The sequence below is a fragment of the Agromyces italicus DSM 16388 genome, from assembly GCF_000421545.1.
Lineage (GTDB): Bacteria > Actinomycetota > Actinomycetes > Actinomycetales > Microbacteriaceae > Agromyces > Agromyces italicus.
The window spans coordinates 150,878-166,658 of the sequence record NZ_ATXF01000008.1 but is presented as its reverse complement, the minus strand read 5'-3'; the positions used below and the strand labels follow the sequence as shown (position 1 = coordinate 166,658).

At 68.1% G+C, this 15,781-nt stretch carries 16 protein-coding genes and 2 tRNA genes; 3 read left to right on the top strand and 15 right to left on the bottom strand.

Annotated elements, in window-relative coordinates; all coding sequences use genetic code 11:
* Positions 1-88: 88 nt before the first annotated feature.
* Both H516_RS0113305 and H516_RS0113300 read left to right on the top strand, forming a co-directional pair.
* Positions 89-550 (top strand): single-stranded DNA-binding protein, encoded by a 462-nt coding sequence (locus H516_RS0113305; protein WP_022890207.1) that lies wholly within the window; start codon positions 89-91, stop codon positions 548-550.
* Between the two features lie 9 nt (positions 551-559).
* Positions 560-1,117 carry a hypothetical protein gene (locus tag H516_RS0113300; protein ID WP_022890206.1) on the top strand — a complete coding sequence of 186 codons (558 nt, stop codon included), beginning with the start codon at positions 560-562 and terminating at the stop codon, positions 1,115-1,117.
* A gap of 18 nt (positions 1,118-1,135) precedes the next feature.
* Here the strand turns inward: H516_RS0113300 and H516_RS0113295 are convergent, their stop codons facing one another.
* From H516_RS0113295 to H516_RS0113275, 5 genes are all read right to left on the bottom strand, one after another.
* A complete protein-coding gene (locus H516_RS0113295) occupies positions 1,136-2,320 on the bottom strand; it encodes a tyrosine-type recombinase/integrase (RefSeq protein ID WP_033197177.1) in 1,185 nt (394 codons plus the stop codon).
* Positions 2,320-2,553, bottom strand: coding sequence for a helix-turn-helix transcriptional regulator (locus H516_RS20075; protein ID WP_022890204.1), 234 nt, complete (start codon positions 2,551-2,553; stop codon positions 2,320-2,322). Before H516_RS20075 ends, H516_RS0113295 begins: the two co-directional genes overlap by 1 nt.
* Before the next feature lie 171 nt (positions 2,554-2,724).
* Positions 2,725-2,798: transfer RNA gene (locus H516_RS0113285), tRNA-Ile, on the bottom strand.
* Between the two features lie 10 nt (positions 2,799-2,808).
* On the bottom strand, positions 2,809-4,056 hold the full coding sequence (locus H516_RS0113280; RefSeq protein ID WP_022890203.1) for a glycosyltransferase: 1,248 nt from the start codon (positions 4,054-4,056) through the stop codon (positions 2,809-2,811).
* Between the two features lie 155 nt (positions 4,057-4,211).
* Positions 4,212-5,129: a DMT family transporter gene (locus tag H516_RS0113275; protein WP_022890202.1), complete on the bottom strand. Its 918-nt coding sequence runs from the start codon at positions 5,127-5,129 to the stop codon at positions 4,212-4,214.
* Positions 5,130-5,169: 40 nt separating this feature from the next.
* Between H516_RS0113275 and def the strand changes: the two genes are divergently transcribed.
* Complete coding sequence (gene def / locus H516_RS0113270; protein ID WP_022890201.1) at positions 5,170-5,736, top strand: peptide deformylase; 567 nt, start codon at positions 5,170-5,172, stop codon at positions 5,734-5,736.
* A 9-nt stretch (positions 5,737-5,745) separates the two neighbouring features.
* Here the strand turns inward: def and H516_RS0113265 are convergent, their stop codons facing one another.
* From H516_RS0113265 to H516_RS0113220, 10 genes are all read right to left on the bottom strand, one after another.
* Positions 5,746-6,051 (bottom strand): AzlD domain-containing protein, encoded by a 306-nt coding sequence (locus tag H516_RS0113265; RefSeq protein WP_022890200.1) that lies wholly within the window; start codon positions 6,049-6,051, stop codon positions 5,746-5,748.
* Positions 6,048-6,827, bottom strand: coding sequence for an AzlC family ABC transporter permease (locus H516_RS20070; protein ID WP_022890199.1), 780 nt, complete (start codon positions 6,825-6,827; stop codon positions 6,048-6,050). The genes H516_RS0113265 and H516_RS20070 overlap by 4 nt, the downstream gene beginning before the upstream one ends.
* Positions 6,820-8,061 (bottom strand): Fic family protein, encoded by a 1,242-nt coding sequence (locus tag H516_RS20065; RefSeq protein WP_022890198.1) that lies wholly within the window; start codon positions 8,059-8,061, stop codon positions 6,820-6,822. Before H516_RS20065 ends, H516_RS20070 begins: the two co-directional genes overlap by 8 nt.
* A 156-nt stretch (positions 8,062-8,217) precedes the next feature.
* A tRNA-Asn gene (locus H516_RS0113250) sits at positions 8,218-8,290 on the bottom strand.
* Positions 8,291-8,377: 87 nt separating this feature from the next.
* Positions 8,378-9,340 (bottom strand): D-isomer specific 2-hydroxyacid dehydrogenase family protein, encoded by a 963-nt coding sequence (locus H516_RS20060; protein ID WP_022890197.1) that lies wholly within the window; start codon positions 9,338-9,340, stop codon positions 8,378-8,380.
* Complete coding sequence (locus H516_RS20055; protein WP_022890196.1) at positions 9,337-10,191, bottom strand: ABC transporter ATP-binding protein; 855 nt, start codon at positions 10,189-10,191, stop codon at positions 9,337-9,339. The genes H516_RS20060 and H516_RS20055 overlap by 4 nt, the downstream gene beginning before the upstream one ends.
* Entirely contained in the window at positions 10,191-11,879 is a 1,689-nt protein-coding gene (locus H516_RS0113235; protein WP_022890195.1) for an ABC transporter ATP-binding protein, read from the bottom strand. Before H516_RS0113235 ends, H516_RS20055 begins: the two co-directional genes overlap by 1 nt.
* Entirely contained in the window at positions 11,876-12,961 is a 1,086-nt protein-coding gene (locus H516_RS0113230) for an ABC transporter permease (RefSeq protein WP_022890194.1), read from the bottom strand. Before H516_RS0113230 ends, H516_RS0113235 begins: the two co-directional genes overlap by 4 nt.
* A 1-nt stretch (position 12,962) precedes the next feature.
* On the bottom strand, positions 12,963-14,051 hold the full coding sequence (locus tag H516_RS0113225) for an ABC transporter permease (protein WP_022890193.1): 1,089 nt from the start codon (positions 14,049-14,051) through the stop codon (positions 12,963-12,965).
* A gap of 99 nt (positions 14,052-14,150) precedes the next feature.
* Positions 14,151-15,779 (bottom strand): ABC transporter substrate-binding protein, encoded by a 1,629-nt coding sequence (locus tag H516_RS0113220; protein WP_022890192.1) that lies wholly within the window; start codon positions 15,777-15,779, stop codon positions 14,151-14,153.
* Positions 15,780-15,781 lie beyond the last annotated feature (2 nt).

Genomic DNA, 15,781 nt, shown 5'->3' with positions numbered 1-15,781 from the left:
CCTCGACGCCTTCAGCGAGGTGGGATCTCCCGCGCACCTCGAGGTATCGGCGGACGATCTTTCCGCCCATCACAGGAGGTCAAGTCCCATGACTATCTCGACACAGCAATCATTCTCCGGATTCATTGCCTCGGAACCGCAGAAGTCCGTCAGCGACAGCGGCATCACCCGGTTCTATGCCCGCGTCGGCCAACCCCACTTCCGCCGCGAAGACGACGGCAGCTTCACCGAACTCGACCCCACATTCCACGACCTCGTCGCGTTCCGCATCACCGCAGAGCGTGCCTTCACCCGGTTCGCCAAAGGCGACCGATTTATCGCCGAAGGGTACGTGAACACCTTCAGCAGTGAACAAGGCGGCCTCATCATCGAACTCGAAGAGTTTGTCGCGAAGAAGATCGGTCACGACGCCTCCCGCACCAACTACAACGTCGACCGCACCCGCCGAAATGCGACTGCCGTCGCCGCACCTGCGAGCCCAGCCGCCCAGCACACGACGGTGTTAGACGCGATGGTTCCGCGCGCGACATCCGCTTACCTTGGTCTGTGACCTCGACCAATGACTGACGCACCCTGGCTCTGGCAGACGGGCGATCGAGAGCCGCCGCCCGACGACGCAGCCGCCGAGGATCTCGACGCGGCACTCGTGGCCGAGCCCCCGCACCCCGTCAACTGGAACCTTCTGACCGCCGAGCAAGCCGAGACCGAATGGATCGAGCTCAACCGCTGGGTCAACTGGCTTCGCCGCACCTACGGACTACCCGCCTCCATCATCCCGCCGTATTGGCACCGCCACCCGGAGCTCGTCTGGGAGCTGTCCGCACTGAACTTGCACTGGCTCAGCGCCTACGACCCCGACCAACATGGCTCGGCACCCTTCGGATGGCACCGCGACTTCGCCGACGCCCGCAACCGCCTCCACGACTGGGTCGCCACCTCGGGCACCCGCCTCGAACGCGACCGTCCCACCCGCCAAACCGCCTGGCCCGGCGAACCACCCGCCGACCCAGTCGATGAGGTCGAGATCACCGACCGAGACGACGACTTCATCACCTTCGTCATCGACGACGTCGAACGCCGCCGCACAGCTGCGGATGCGTTCACCGAATCTGGCTAGCGCTACCACGGAACTGCGTCACTCCTTCGGCGCCAGTTGCTGCAACACATCCGCCGGCGCCGACTTGACCGTCCGATCAGGCTCGGCGTAGTGCGCCTTCGTCGTCGACGTCGACGTGTGCCCGAGCATGTCAGCCGCGGCCTGCATCCCGAGCTCCTTCGCAAGGAGGGTCGCTCCGGTTCGGCGAAATGCGTGGGGCGAGATATTCATATCCTTGAGGCCAGCAGATTCCAGGATCTTCCGGAACGTTCGCCTGATGTTGTTGGGCGTGAGCGGTGTGCCCGCCCTGGTCGCAAACAGCAGGCTCTCGTCGCCATTCCCGCCGGTGATCGTCAAGCGATGTCGAATGACTTCTGCTGCGAACGCCGGCACGGCAATGACGCGATTCGATTCGTGGGTCTTCGGGTGGTCCTGCCGAAGTACGCCGACACCCGTGCGCACGATCACCGTGCCGTTGATGTGCACCCGTGGCGGATCCGCCGTCATGTCAACATCGCACTTGCGCAACGCCAGCACTTCGCCGATTCGCGTCGCTGTGCCGAGCATGACTTCGACGAGATCGCGAACAAGGCCATCTGACTTCGGCCCCATCGTGTCCGCGCTCGTCCGATAGTTACGCGCGGCTTCGCGGATGGCCGCGATCTGCTCCGGTGTGAGTGCCTTCGGCGTGCGTTTCGGTGCCTTCATCCGCGAAACCTCTTTGATCGGATTCCTTGGAATGAGTTCCCGTCTCACCGCAAAGCCCAGCACCATGCTCAGCATCGTGCGCGAGTGCTTCGCCTTGGTGTACGAAACTGCACGCTGCGCCTTCAGGAATCGCTCGATACGCCCGACCGTCACTTCGCGGATCGTGAACTCCTTGAACGTCGGCAGCACAAGGCCGCGCAACTCGCTGGCGTAGACCTCTTTGGTGCTCAGGGCGCGGTCGGGGTCGAGCATCAGATCTTCGAGCCACGCCTCTGCGAGCATCGTGAACGGCGAGTCTGCCGTCAGGTCGGTCGAGTCGCCTACGCGCATTCGCGAAGCGAGTTCGACCTTCAGTGCGGATCGAGCCGCGTTCCGACTCGCAGCCGTGACCGTCACGCGTCGCGTCTGCCCGTCCCAGTCCCGGAACCGGGTCACGGCGCGAAACCGCCCGCCTCCAAGCGAAAGAACTGCGATGTCGCCGAACGTTCCGATCGGCAGCCGAGGACGCCCGGCCATCAGTTGGCACCTTCGTGCGCGCCGCTGAGGCTTGGCTCATGTAGGTCCTCGAGCCAGACGAGCACGTCGGATACTCGGAAGCGGATCTCACGGCCGACGCGAATTCCGGATGGGCCACGACCATGCGCGCGCAGGTCGTAGATCGCCTGCACCTGGACACCGAGATACTCGGCGAGTTCGCATGTCGTCAGCACCGGCTCCAGGCCGATTGCGGAGAGTCGTTCGGCGTTCATACCTAGGAGGTATGCGAGGCCATCCCAGCTGAACCGAGGGCAGCCGTGGCTGTCTCGATCATGCGACCGCAGAACGATCGAGGTGCAGAATAAACGGCCAATAAGTGGCACACACATCAGGTCTCATCCTTTTCTCTAGGACGAGAAGGCCTGATCAGGTCGAATTCACCGTAGGGCGGACGGGACTTGAACCCGTGACCGATGGATTATGAGTCCACTGCTCTAACCAGCTGAGCTACCGCCCCTGGAGCGAACTCAGTCAGGCAGAATGACCGGGATCGACTCGGTGACCGGATCGGTCACGCGCTCACCACGATACAGACTCTCGAAGGTGTCGAGCGTGCGGGTGATGTCGTGGGCCTTGATGAGCTTGGCGGAGGCGGCCTTGAGCGCGTTGTACTCCTCGGGTGACGCCTCGAGCACGGTGCGGAGCTTCGCCGCGAGGTCTTCGGGGTTCGACGGTTCGAAGAGGTAGCCGTTCTCGCCATCGTGCACGAGGTGCGGCAGCGCCATGGCATTCGCGGCGACCACAGGCAGCGCCGAGGCCATGGCCTCCATCGTCACGATCGACTGCAGTTCGGCGATCGAGGGCATGGCGAGCACGGATGCGCGGTGGTACGCCTCGCGGAGTTCCTCGTCGGTGACGTAGCCGGTGAAGGTCACGCGATCGGCGATGCCGAGCTCGACGGCGAGGTGCTCGAGGTTGCGTTTCTGGTCGCCGCCGCCGACGATCTCGACCTTCGCGTCGAGGGCAACAGGCAGCAGCTTCAGCGCGCGGAGCAGCACGTCGATCTGCTTCTCACCGGTCACGCGGCCGACGAAGAGGATGCGGTTCTCGGTGCGGGGCTCCCAGTTGGGCGAGTACTTGTGCGCATCGATGCCGCAGGAGATCGCGTGCACGTTCTCGAGGCCGGTGTTCTTCTCGAGGAACTGCGCAGCGCGACGGGTCGGCGTTGTGACGGCTTCGGCGCGGCCGAAAGTGCGGCCCGCCGCCTTCCAGGCAAGGCCCACGGCCCACTCCTGCCAGGCCTTCGGCAGCAACGAGAACTCGAGCATGTTCTCGGGCATGACGTGGTTGGTGCCGATGATGCGTATGCCGCGCTTCTGCGCCTCGATCGAGAGCCCCCGCCCGACCACGATGTGCGACTGGAAGTGCACGACGTCGGGCTTCACCTCGTCGATGACGCGGGCACTGTTCTGGCGGATGCGCCACGGCAGCGCGAACCGCAGCCAGTCGTGCGGGTACCAGCGCCAGCTCAGCAGGCGGTGCGCCGTGAGCTCCTGGCCCTCGTGCACCTCCTTCCACGTGCCGTGCTTGCGGCTCGCGGCCGGGGCCATGATGTGCACGTCGTGGCCTCGCTCGACGAGCCCGGCCGCGAGGCGCTCGGCGAATCGAGCGGCACCGTTGACATCGGGGGCGAAGGTGTCGGCACCGATCAGGATCTTGAGAGGGCGATCGAGCTCGGCGCCGGCGGGCGTACTCGCACCGGGGGTGTCAGACACGGGTCGTGTTCCTCACAGTTCTGGGGGCGGGACGGTCGATCCCGTCGAGTCCGCGGGGCGCGCGATGGGCACGGCGGGCTGAATCCGACCTTAGTCTACGCAGTGCACCCCCGCGGGTGCCGCGCTCGCATGTCGCGAGCTCGGCGTGACCGTGCTCAGAGTCGCGTCTGCGGGTGGTTCCTCGCGAGCTGGAAGACGCCCCACACCGCGATCGCCCCCGCCACGATGTACACGCCGATCGCCCAAGGCGGCGCCTGCGACGCCTCGCCGAGCACGGTGATGCCGATGACGACCGCCACGAGCGGGTCGACGACGGTCAACCCGGCGATGACGAGGTCGGGAGGGCCCGAGGCGTACGCGTTCTGCACGAAGTAGGCGCCGATGCCCGTGGCCGCGAGCAGGCCGATGATGCAGAGGATCGTGAGCCAGCCGAACTCGCCCTGCTCGAGCTTTCCGAGCACGACCTTCGCGAGCGTCGCCACGAAACCGTAGACCACACCGGCCATGATCACGTAGTAGATCGCACGGATCTTCGCGCGGAAGAGCGCGAAGGTGACGCCGGCGATCGCGAGCACCACGGCGAGGATGATGAGGATGACGACCAACTGCCGGTCGGTGACGGGTTTGTCGACCGCAGTGAACGCGGCGACACCGACGAAGAGGAAGACCCCGCCCACGCACATGATGATCGCGATGATCGTCTTGCGGTTCAGTTGCACGTGATTGACGCGGGAGTTCACGATCGAGGTCACGACCAGCGCGATCGCACCGAGCGGCTGCACCACGATGAGGGGCGCGAAGTAGAGGCTCGAGAGCTGGAAGACGACGGCGAGCCCCAGCATGAGCGTGCCGATGACCCACGACGGCCGGGCGAGCAGCAGCGCGAGCTGCTTGAGGTTGAGGCCCTTGCCGAGCGTGTCGACCGTGTGCTTCTCGACCTTGACGACGCCGCGGTGCTGGAACTGCGCGCCGAGCGAGAGGAAGACCGCGCCGATGAGCGCGAGCGGGATCCCGATGAAGGTCTGGGGGTCGAGCGGAATCTGCTCGACGAATTCGCTCAGGTCCGGATCCACGCAACGACCCTACCCGTTCGCAGCCAGATATCCTTGCCGAATGGCCGTGCTCCCCATTCGAATCTCCGGTGATCCGGTGCTGCACTCCCCCGCTCTCCCCGTCGAGACCATCGACGACGAGCTCCGCACGCTCGTCGCCGATCTGTTCGAGACGATGGATGCCGCGCCCGGTGTCGGGCTCGCAGCCCCCCAGGTCGGGGTGGGCCTGCGCCTCTTCACCTACGGCTGGGTCGACGAGGAGGGCTCGAAATGGCGCGGAGTCGCCATCAACCCCGAACTGTGGATCACACCCCCGCCCGCCGGCGAGCCCGACCTCGACGACGAGGCGGAGGGTTGCCTCTCGTTCCCGGGTGAACGTTTCGGCCTGCGGCGCGCCGAACACGCGCTCCTCCGCGCCACCGACCTCGACGGCGAGCCCTTCGAGATCGAGGCGCACGGATGGCTCGCCCGCATCTTCCAGCACGAGTTCGACCACCTCGACGGCACCCTGTACACCGACCGGCTCGGCGAACGCGATCAGAAGCTCGTCGCGAAGATCAGCCGCAAGCTCGGTTGGGGGCGCCCAGGTCAGCAGTGGATGCCAGGGGTCGACGACCTCGAGGGCTGAGACGAGCGGTCAGCTGAACGCCCTGATGCCGGCGGCGACGGCAGCGGCGACGATCACGACCACCACGAACGGCACGCGGAGCGCGTAGAGCGCCGCCGCGACGATCACGGCAGGGACGCGCGCGTCGATCACGATGTCCTGGCCGGCCCCGAGGGTCTGCACGGCGATCAGCGCCGCGAGGAGCGCCACGGTGAGCAGGTCGGCGATACGCGCCGGGCGTTCGCGTTCGAGGAATCCGGCGGGAATGAGATACCCGGCGAGCTTCAGCGCGAGGGTCGCGGCCGACGCGATGAGGATGATGTGCCACGTCGTCATTCGGCGCGCCTCCGGGTGAACAGGTCGAACCAGCCGACGGCGACGGCGACGACGGCGGCGACGAGCACCGGCATGCCGGGCATCAGCACCGGGGTGGTGAGTGTGGCGACGACCGCCGCCCCGACGGCGACGGCGCCCGCCTGGACCCGCTTGAGGCGCGGCCACAGGAGCCCGAGGAATGCGGCTGCGGCAGCGGCATCGAGGCCCCAGGCGCGTGTGTCTCCGATCGCGTCGCCGATGAGGGCACCCGCGAGCGTCGTGAGGTTCCAGCCGACGAAGATCACGACACCGGTCACCCAGAAACCCGTGCGGGCCGCTCGGTCGTCGGACTGTGCGAGCGCCACAGCGGTCGACTCGTCGATCGTGATCCAGGCGGCAGCGCCGCGCCGCCACACGCTCGCGGGGCGGCCGTCGGCGCCGGGCGGTGCGACGAGCGGCTTCATGCGCATGCCGTAGATGACGTTGCGGATGCCGAGCATCGCGGCCGTGGCGATCGCCGAGCCTCCGGCCGCGACGCCGCCGGAGGCTAGCACCCCGACGAGGGCGAACTGCGAGCCTCCCGTGAACATCACGAGGCTGAGGAAGCAGGCCTGCCAGACGTCGAGGCCCGAGGCGACCGCGAGCGCACCGAAGGAGATGCCGTAGACCGCGGTGGCCAGGCCGACCGCGAGCCCGTCGCGTCGGGCCGTGCGGCGCGCGGCCGCGGTATCCGCAACGACGGTGTCTTCGGCGCCGTCGACGCTGACCGGAATGACCTCGTCGGCGTACTCAGCCATCACGCCCCTCCGATGCGGCGTCACGGGAACCGCCGGCGATGCGCTCGGCGATGCGGAGTTCGAGGTCGTCGAGCTCGCCGGAGACGTCGGTCACGAACCACACGCGGTCGCGCTTGCGGCCGGTGATCTCGCGGATCACGCCCGCGTCCTCGAGCCGCACGACCGCGGGCGCGAGGTTCGCCGGACCCGAGCCTGTGACCCGGCCGATCTCGTCGATCGAGAACACGGGGTGGTCGAGCATCGCGTCGATGAGCTTCGCCCCCGCCGAGTCGGCACGGAACGGGACAGCGTCGGCCCAGAGCTGCGGCAGCTCGATGAGCCGCTCGGCAGAGACCCGCGACTCCTCGGCCGCGACGCGCAGCCCCTCGGCGAGGTCGGCGACGAACGGCGCCACCCGCCCGGCCCGGTACTCGTCGATGAAGGCGAAGTAGCGCTCACGCTGCGCGAGCAGTGCGCTCGCGACCGGCACGACGCTCGTGCCGGTGACCCCTCGACGCCGCAGCACGGCGTTGATGATCGCCCGGCCGATGCGTCCGTTGCCGTCGGTGAACGGGTGGATCGACTCGAACTGCGCGTGCCCGACGGCGGCCTGCACGACGATGGGCACGTCGTCGCGATTGATGTAGGCGACGAGGTCGGCCATGAGCTCCTCGACCCGACCGGGCGCGGGCGGCACGTGCAGCGCCGCGCGCGGAGCGTGGTCGCTGCCGCCGATCCAGTTCTGCATCGTGCGCCAGCGGCCCGCGTAACGCCCGTCGAGCGGGTCGTCGCCGAGCAGCCGTCGGTGGGCTTCGAGAATCGCGTCGCAGGTGATCTCGCGTCGGGTTCCGGCATCGTCGACGAGGGCGGCAAGCGCGCGCGTCGCGGCCACCATGCTCTGCGCCGAACTGTTCGAGCGGCTGCCGGCGAGGGCGCGGGCGAAATCCTCGGCGCTCGCGTCTTCGTACTCGATGCGGCTGGAGGCGACCGAGTCGGTGCGCATCAGGAACCGGCCGAGCGCAGCCAGCCCGCCGGTCGCGTGTTCGGCCCGAGCGATCTCGACGACGGTGCGCTCGCACGCGGCGGCGAGGCTCGGCGGCGCCTGGAGGTCGAGGCCCGCGATCATCGGCGGAATGCTCGCTTCGACGTGGTCGAGGGTGCGGTCGTCGCGGCTGCCCCCGCGCACCGCCTGACGCCATGGAAGGCGCTCGACGTCGTGCGCGGGCCACTCGTTCCGCTGGACGAGCTTCGTCACGTGCACTCAACCTCTCACTGAAACTCTCTCGGCTGAGAATATCACTTCAGTGGGCTAAATGGTCGTATTGCGACCGTTGATTGCACTTCTGACGCCGCAGAAATGCCGGGTTCAACGCGAAAGCCCCGCATTCCCTCAGGATGCGGGGCTCGGTCGCTCCCCCACTTGGACTCGAACCAAGAACCTATCGGTTAACAGCCGATTGCTCTGCCAATTGAGCTATGGAGGATCGCTTGCGCGCATCGATACTCTAGCAAAGGGATGCCCCGACTCCCAATTCGAGCCGGCCTCGCATCTCTGCGCCGTGTGGAGCGCTTCAGTAGCCCGCGTCGAGGTCGATCCGCCCGAGGAATTCGGCCTCGCCGAGGAAGGCACGCACGTTGTGCTCCACCCGTGCGGCCAGCAGCGCGGGCGTCGTCGCCATCGCGTCGGCGACGTGCGGCGTGATCACGCAATCGGGTGCACTCCACAACGGATGCCCCGCCGGGAGCGGCTCGGGATCGGTGACGTCGAGCCCCGCACCGCCGAGGTGCCCCGACTCGAGCGCGGCGACGAGCGCGGCCGTGTCGACGATCGGACCACGACCGACGTTCACGACCACAGCGCCGGGTGCGAGCGCGGCGAGCACTCCGGCATCGACGGCGCCCCGGGTCTCGTCGGTCAGCGCCGCCGCGACGATGAGCACGTCGACCCCGGTCGCGACCTCGACGAGACGATCGAGCGTCACCGTGCGAGCAGCACCGGCGACCTCGGCGTCACTGCGACGCACGACGGAGGGACGTACCCCAAACGGCGCGAGCAGTCGCAGCAGCTCGGTCGCGATGCCGCCGGCGCCGACGATGACGACCTCGGCGCCGTGCAGGCTGCGGCTCGCGTGGTCGCGCCGCCACTCGCCCGCCCGCACGCGTCGCGGGATCCGGCGGAGGAGTGCCAGCGTCAAAGTCACCGCGTGTTCGGCGACCGGCGCGGCGTACACGCCCTTACCGCTCGTCCACACTCGCCCGTCGCCGCGGAAGCGCGGCAGCACCTCGGCGAACGGGTCGATGCCGGCCCAGGGCAACTGCACCCACTCGACGCCGGGTGCACGCTCGAGCGCCTCGACGAGGGCCGCGCCGCCCGAGGAGCCGCTCCACACGATGCCCCGAGTGCGCTCGTCGAGCGGGGCGACCGCTCCCCCGGCCCGCTCGACCGCACCCACCAGTTCGGGCTCGGCATCGGGCACGACCGCGATCGTGCCGCGAGCGTCGATCGGGCCGCGCGCGGTCGAGGCATCCCTCATGCCAGTGGCTCGGCCAGGTCGTCGATGATCGCGTGGCCGCCGTCGAGTGCGCCCGCGAGCGCTCGTACATACGGGTGGTGCGGGTCGTGGAAGACCTCGTCGATCGTGCCGATCGCGGCGAGCTCGCCCCGGTCGAGGACCGCGATGCGGTCGGCGATGCTGCGCAGCACCGGCAGGTCGTGGCTGATCAGCACCGCCGAGAACGCGTGCCGCTCGCCGAGCTCGGCGATCAGCTGCGCGACCGCATCGCGCACCGTCAGGTCGATGCCGGCCGTCGGCTCATCGGCGATGAGCACCGAGGGCCCGAGCACGAGCGCCCGCGCGAGCGCGACGCGCTGACGCTGCCCGCCACTCAGCTCGTACGGATACTTCTCGAGCATGCCGAGCGGCAGCCGGACCCCGTCGAGCATGGTGGCGACCCTGGTCGCGAGCGCCTTGGCGTTGTAACGGCGGTCGCGCTCGAGGATGGGCTCGCCGATGATCTCGGCGACGCTGTGGTCGGGCGGCAGCGTCGACGCGGCATCCTGAGGCAGGTAGCCGACATGGAAGCGATACTCGGCGACTTTGCGCCTGGGCAGTCCGCGCAGGGGCTGACCGAGCACCGTCGCCTGACCGCCCGTGATCACCGGGCGCGCCTCGTTCGAACGGGCCTCGAAGGCCGCGCCCGAGAGCACCTTCGCGAGGGTCGACTTGCCGCTGCCCGCACTGCCGAGCACGCCCAGCACCTCGCCCGGCGCGACCTGGAGCGTCAGTCCGTGGAGAGCGACATGCGCAGGGCTGGCGCCGCGCGGCGGGTACTCGAGCGACAGGTCGCTCAGGACGATCGGAAACCCGTGGGCTGCGCCGTGCATCAGTCGGCCTCCCGGAGCCGGCGGAGTTCCTCTCGGCGTTCGGCCTGCGCGACCGGGTCGGGCACCGGCAGCGAGGCCAGCAGCCGCTGGGTATAGGGGTCGCTGGGCGCCCCGAGCACCTCGGCTCCCGTGCCCTCCTCGACGAGACGACCGTGGTACAGCACCGCAATGCGGTCGGCCAGCAGGTCGACGACGGCGAGGTCGTGGCTGATGAACAACGACGCGAATCCGAACTCGCGCTGAAGCTCGGCGAAGAGCTCGAGCACGCGGGCCTGCACCGAGACGTCGAGTGCGCTCGTCGGCTCATCGGCGATGAGCAGCTCGGGCTCGAGCGCGAGCGAGCGCGCGAGGCTTGCGCGCTGACGTTGTCCGCCTGAGAGCTCGTGCGGGTAACGGTCGCCGTACGCCTTCGGCAACTGCACGGCCTCGAGCAGCTCGTCGACCCGCGCGCGCGCAGACGCGGCGTCGCCGGCCCTGCCGTGGATGATCAGCGGCTCGGCGACGCACTCGGCGATCGTCAGCAGCGGGTTGAAGCTCGACGCCGGGTCTTGGAAGACGAAGCCGATCCGGCTGCGCAGCGGCCGGAACTCGCGCTCGCGGAACCCGTTCATCTCGTGCCCGAGCACCCGGAGCGAACCGCCGGTGACCTTGGTGAGGCCCGCGATCGCGCGCCCGATCGTGGTCTTGCCCGAGCCCGACTCGCCGACGAGCCCCAGCACCTCGCCGGGGCGGATCACGAGGTCGACGCCGTCGACCGCGCGGAAACCGGGCTTGCCGAAGCGCCCCGGATAGACGATCTCGAGTCCCTGCGCGGCGACGACCGGCGCCTGCTCGAGCCAACCCTCGGGCCGCGAGGCGGCCCGCGCCTCGGTCTTCGCCGTACCCGTGCCGACGTACGGTACCGCGGCCAGCAGGGCCTTCGTGTACTCGGCCTGCGGCGACGCGAAGAGCGTCTCAGCGTCGGCCTCCTCGACGACCTTGCCCTGGTACATGACCGCGACCCGATCGGCGAGGTCGGCCACGACGCCCATGTTGTGGGTGATGAGCACGATGCCCATGCCGAACTCGTCGCGACAGCGGCGCAGCAGATCGAGGATCTCGGCCTGTACGGTCACGTCGAGCGCCGTCGTCGGCTCGTCTGCGACGATGAGCCCCGGGTCGAGCACGAGCGCCATCGCGATCACGATGCGCTGCTTCTGACCACCCGAGAACTCGTGCGGGTAGTGGTCGATGCGCACCTCGGGCTCGGGGATGCCGACGCGACGCAGCACGTCGATCGCCTTCGCCCTGGCCTCCTTCTTCGAGAGCTCGGAATGCGCCCTGAGCCCCTCGATGATCTGCCACCCGACGGTGTACACCGGGTTGAGGGCGGTCGATGGCTCCTGGAAGACCATCGCGACGTCGGTGCCGCGGATGGCCCGCAGCGTTCGCTTCGGAATCGTCACCACGTCGTGCTGGGCCGTGCCCGCCTTGTTCGACAGGATCACCGCCCCGCTCGCCGTCGCCGTCTCGGGCAGAAGCCCGAGGATCGTCTTCGCGGTCACGGTCTTGCCGCTGCCCGACTCACCCACGATCGCGAGCACCTCGCCCCGCTCGACCGACAGCGAGACGCCGTCGACCGCCTTCACAGCACCGGCGTCGGTCGAGAACGACACGCCGAGCCCTTCGATGCTGACCACCGTGCTCATGGCTTGACCTCGATCCCGTGTTCGTCGAATGTCGCTTCGTCTTCGAGTCCGGCAAGGCCGCCGGGGCCGGCCGTCAGCGTGCCGCCGGGCACGACCGAGGTCTCGGCGACGACGCCGGCCGATTGCGCGACCCGGCGGCGCCCGCGCAGGCGCGGATCGGCGAGGTCGTTGAGGCTCTCGCCGACGAGCGTGATGCCGAGCACCACGAGCACGATCGCGAGTCCCGGGTAGAGCGAAGTCCACCAGATGCCGCTCGTGACATCGGAGAGCGCCTTGTTGAGGTCGTAGCCCCACTCGGCCGCGGCGGTCGGCTCGATGCCGAAGCCGAGGAAGCCGAGGCCGGCGAGGGTGAGGAGCGCCTCGGAGGAGTTCAGCGTGAAGATGAGGGGCAACGTGCGAGTTGCGTTGCGGAGCACGTGGCGGAACATGATTCGGCTGTTCGACGCACCGAGCACCTTGGCCGACTCGACGAAGGCCTCCGCCTTGATGCGCACGGTCTCGGCGCGGATCACCCGGAAGTACTGCGGGATGAACACGACCGTGATCGACAGCGCCGCCGCGAGCACGCCGCCCCAGAGGTTCGACTGTCCGCCCGAGATCGCGATCGCCATCACGATCGCGAGCAGCAGCGAAGGGAACGAGTAGATCGCGTCGCAGACCACGACGAGCACCTTGTCGAGCCACCCGCCGAAGTAGCCCGACACGAGGCCGAGCAGCACACCGGCGAAGATCGACAGGACCACCGCGATGATGATCACGAGGATCGCGGTCTGCGCACCCCAGATGACGCGCGAGAGCACGTCGTAACCGCCGACCGTGGTGCCGAACAGGTGATCTGCCGAGGGCGGCTGCTGACTGCCGAACGGACCGTCGACGTCGCGCAGCTGCGCGAACCCGTACGGCGCGATGAGCGGTGCGAAGATCGCGGTCAGGACGAAGATCGCGGTGACGACGAGGCCGGTGACGAGCATGCCGCGCTGAAGGCCCACGCTCTGGCGCAGCTGGTGCACGACGGGAATGCGGTCACGAAGCCGCAGCTTCTGCACGGGCGCCGCGACGGGAGTCGATGCTGTGGTCGACATTTCAGTACCTCACCCTCGGGTCGATGAGCGCCGCGATGATGTCGACGATGAAGTTCGTGAGCGCCACGATGACGGCGAGCAGGGCGACGATGCCCTGGACGGCGACGAAGTCGCGCGCCTGGATGTACTCGACCAGCTGGAAGCCGAGGCCCTTCCACTCGAACGTGGTCTCGGTGAGCACCGCGCCGCCGAGGAGGAGCGCGATCTGCAGGCCGATGACCGTGATGATCGGAATGAGCGCCGGTCGGTAGGCGTGCTTGCGCAGCAGCCGCGACTCGGCCACCCCGCGCGAGCGGGCCGCGTCGACGTAGTCGGTGCCGAGCGTGCCGATGACGTTCGTGCGTACGAGTCGAAGGAATACGCCCGCGGTGAGCAGGCCGAGAGCGATCGCCGGGAGCACGGCGTGCGCGAGCACGTCGCCGAGCACCGCGGGGTCGCCCGTCATGATCGCATCGATCGTGTAGAAGCCCGTCTTGTTGGGCAGAAACTCCATCTCGATCGTCGACCCCGTCGAGGCGCGGCCGGCGACCGGGAGCCATTTGAGCCATACCGCGAAGACGAGCTTCAGCAGCAGACCCGCGAAGAACACCGGCGTCGCGTAGCAGAGGATCGCGAAGACGCGGAGCAGTGCATCTTGGCCCTTGTCGCGGAAGTACGCCGCGATGAGACCGAAGGGGATGCCGACCGCGAACGCGACGAGGAGCGCGTAGAAGGCGAGTTCGGCGGTGGCGCTGCCGTAGGTGAACAGCACCTCGGTGACCGGCCGGTTGTCGGTGATGGTCATGCCGAAGTCACCGGTGAAGACGCCGCCCATGTACTCGAGGTACTGCACGATGAGTGGGCGGTCGAAGCCGGCCTCGTGGATGCGCTCGGCGAGTTGGTCGGGCGGCACCTGGCCACCGAGCTTCGCGGTGATCGGGTCTCCGGTGGAGCGCATCAGGAGGAACACCACGCTCACCAGGATGAAGACCGTCGGGATGATGAGCAGTGCACGGATGAGGATGTAGCGGCCGAGGCTGCCGCCCGAGGATCTCGTGGATCGCTTTCGGACAGGATCAGCGCCGGTGGTGGCCGTCGTCGTTGAGGTCAATGTTCGCCAATCAGGGGTGTGGCTCGAATGCGGGTGGCCCGCTCACGAAGAGCGGGCCACCCGTTCCGGTCTGCAAGCGACTCTAGTCGCTCAGGCTGCTCAGCCCTTGGTCAGCGAGGCGAAGCGGAACTTGAAGGAGCCGTCGAGGATGGCGCCGTCGATGTCGGTGCCGGTCACCGCGACCTGCGCACCCTGGAGGTACGGCACGGTCGACAGGTCGGCCGCCACCTTCTCCTGGATCTCCTCGATGATCGCGGTGCGGGCGGCCGGGTCGGTCGTCACCGCCTGCTCGAGGATGAGGTCGTTGACCTCGGGGTTGTCGTAGTGGTTGCTGAGGAAGTTCTCCTTGAGGAAGAACGGCGTGAGGTAGTTGTCGCCGTCGGAGTAGTCGGGGAACCAACCGAGCTGGTAGGCCGGGTAGACGTCGGCGACGCGGTCTTCGGAGTACTGCACCCACTCGGTGGTCTGCAGGTTCACCGTGAACAGGCCGTCGGCCTCGAGCTGATCCTTGATGAGGGCGTACTCATCGGCCGACGAGGGGCCGTAGTGGTCGTTCGAGTACTGGAGGTTCAGCTCGACCGGGGTGGTGACCCCGGCGTCTTCGAGGGCCGCCTTGGCCTTCTCGGCGTCGGGTGCACCGGCACCGTCGCCGTAGAGCTCCTTGAGCGGCTCGACCGCACCGGCGAGACCCGCCGGGATGTACGAGTACAGCGGCGTGTAGGTGCCCTTGTAGACCTGCTCGCCGAGTTCTTCGCGGTCGATGAGGTTGGCGACGGCCTGCCGCACGGCGAGCGCCTTGGCCGGGTCGGCCTCGGGGGTCTTCGCGCCGAAGGGCTGGGTGTCGAAGTTGAAGACGATGTAGCGGATCTCTCCGCCGGGGCCGTCGACGACCTCGACCTCGTCGTTGCCCTTGAGGTCTTCGATGTCGGTCGCAGACAGGCTGCGGTAGGCGACGTCGATGTTGCCCTCCTGCACGTCGAGCTTCATGTTCGACGACTCGGCGTAGTACTTCAGGTTGACCGTGTCGGTCGATGCCTCGGCGAGCAGACCCTGGTACTCGGGGTTCTTCGTGAACGAGATCAGGTTGTTGAAGTCGTAGCTCTTGATCTGGTATGGGCCGCCGAAGGCCTTCGCCTCGACGATGTCATCGTCGGCGGTGAGCGCCTCGGCGTCGAACACCTCGTCGTCGACGATCGCGCCGGGGAAGCTCGTGAGGATGAGCGGGAAGACCTGGTCGTTCTCGGCCTTGAGATGGAACACGACCGTGGTGTCGTCGGGGGCGTCGACGCTCTCGAGGTTGTAGAGCAGGCTCGATGCGCCGTTCGGGTCGGCGATCTTCAGCTGACGGTCGAACGAGAACTTCACATCGGACGACGTGAGGTCGTTGCCGTTCGCCCACTTGAGGCCCGCGGGCAGCGTGACCGTGTACTCGGTCGGCGCGGTGAACTCGGCCGTCTCGGCGAGGTCGGGCACGACGTCGGTGCTGTTGTAGTCGGTGTTCAGCAGGTACGGGAAGACCTGCGTCTGCACGGCGAGCGAACCGTTGTCGTACGAACCGGCCGGGTCGAGCGTCGTGACCTTGTCGGTCGTGCCGACCGTGATCGAACCGCCCGATGCGTCGTCACCGTCGCCGCCGCCGGCCGAGCAGCCGGCGAGCACGAGTGCGGCCGCCGAGAGTCCGGCTGCCGCGATGAGCGCGCGACGGCCGTTCTTGGTTGCGGATGTCATAT

What these genes read in the sequence shown, in the direction of transcription:
- H516_RS0113305 (WP_022890207.1), top strand. Translation starts at nt 89, where the DNA reads ATGACTATCTCGACACAGCAATCATTCTCCGGATTCATTGCCTCGGAA.
- H516_RS0113300 (WP_022890206.1), top strand. Translation starts at nt 560, where the DNA reads ATGACTGACGCACCCTGGCTCTGGCAGACGGGCGATCGAGAGCCGCCG.
- H516_RS0113295 (WP_033197177.1), bottom strand. Translation starts at nt 2,320, where the DNA reads ATGGCCGGGCGTCCTCGGCTGCCGATCGGAACGTTCGGCGACATCGCA.
- H516_RS20075 (WP_022890204.1), bottom strand. Translation starts at nt 2,553, where the DNA reads ATGAACGCCGAACGACTCTCCGCAATCGGCCTGGAGCCGGTGCTGACG.
- def (WP_022890201.1), top strand. Translation starts at nt 5,170, where the DNA reads ATGGCCGTGCTCCCCATTCGAATCTCCGGTGATCCGGTGCTGCACTCC.
- H516_RS0113265 (WP_022890200.1), bottom strand. Translation starts at nt 6,051, where the DNA reads ATGACGACGTGGCACATCATCCTCATCGCGTCGGCCGCGACCCTCGCG.
- H516_RS20070 (WP_022890199.1), bottom strand. Translation starts at nt 6,827, where the DNA reads ATGGCTGAGTACGCCGACGAGGTCATTCCGGTCAGCGTCGACGGCGCC.
- H516_RS20060 (WP_022890197.1), bottom strand. Translation starts at nt 9,340, where the DNA reads ATGAGGGATGCCTCGACCGCGCGCGGCCCGATCGACGCTCGCGGCACG.
- H516_RS20055 (WP_022890196.1), bottom strand. Translation starts at nt 10,191, where the DNA reads ATGCACGGCGCAGCCCACGGGTTTCCGATCGTCCTGAGCGACCTGTCG.
- H516_RS0113235 (WP_022890195.1), bottom strand. Translation starts at nt 11,879, where the DNA reads ATGAGCACGGTGGTCAGCATCGAAGGGCTCGGCGTGTCGTTCTCGACC.
- H516_RS0113230 (WP_022890194.1), bottom strand. Translation starts at nt 12,961, where the DNA reads ATGTCGACCACAGCATCGACTCCCGTCGCGGCGCCCGTGCAGAAGCTG.
- H516_RS0113220 (WP_022890192.1), bottom strand. Translation starts at nt 15,779, where the DNA reads ATGACATCCGCAACCAAGAACGGCCGTCGCGCGCTCATCGCGGCAGCC.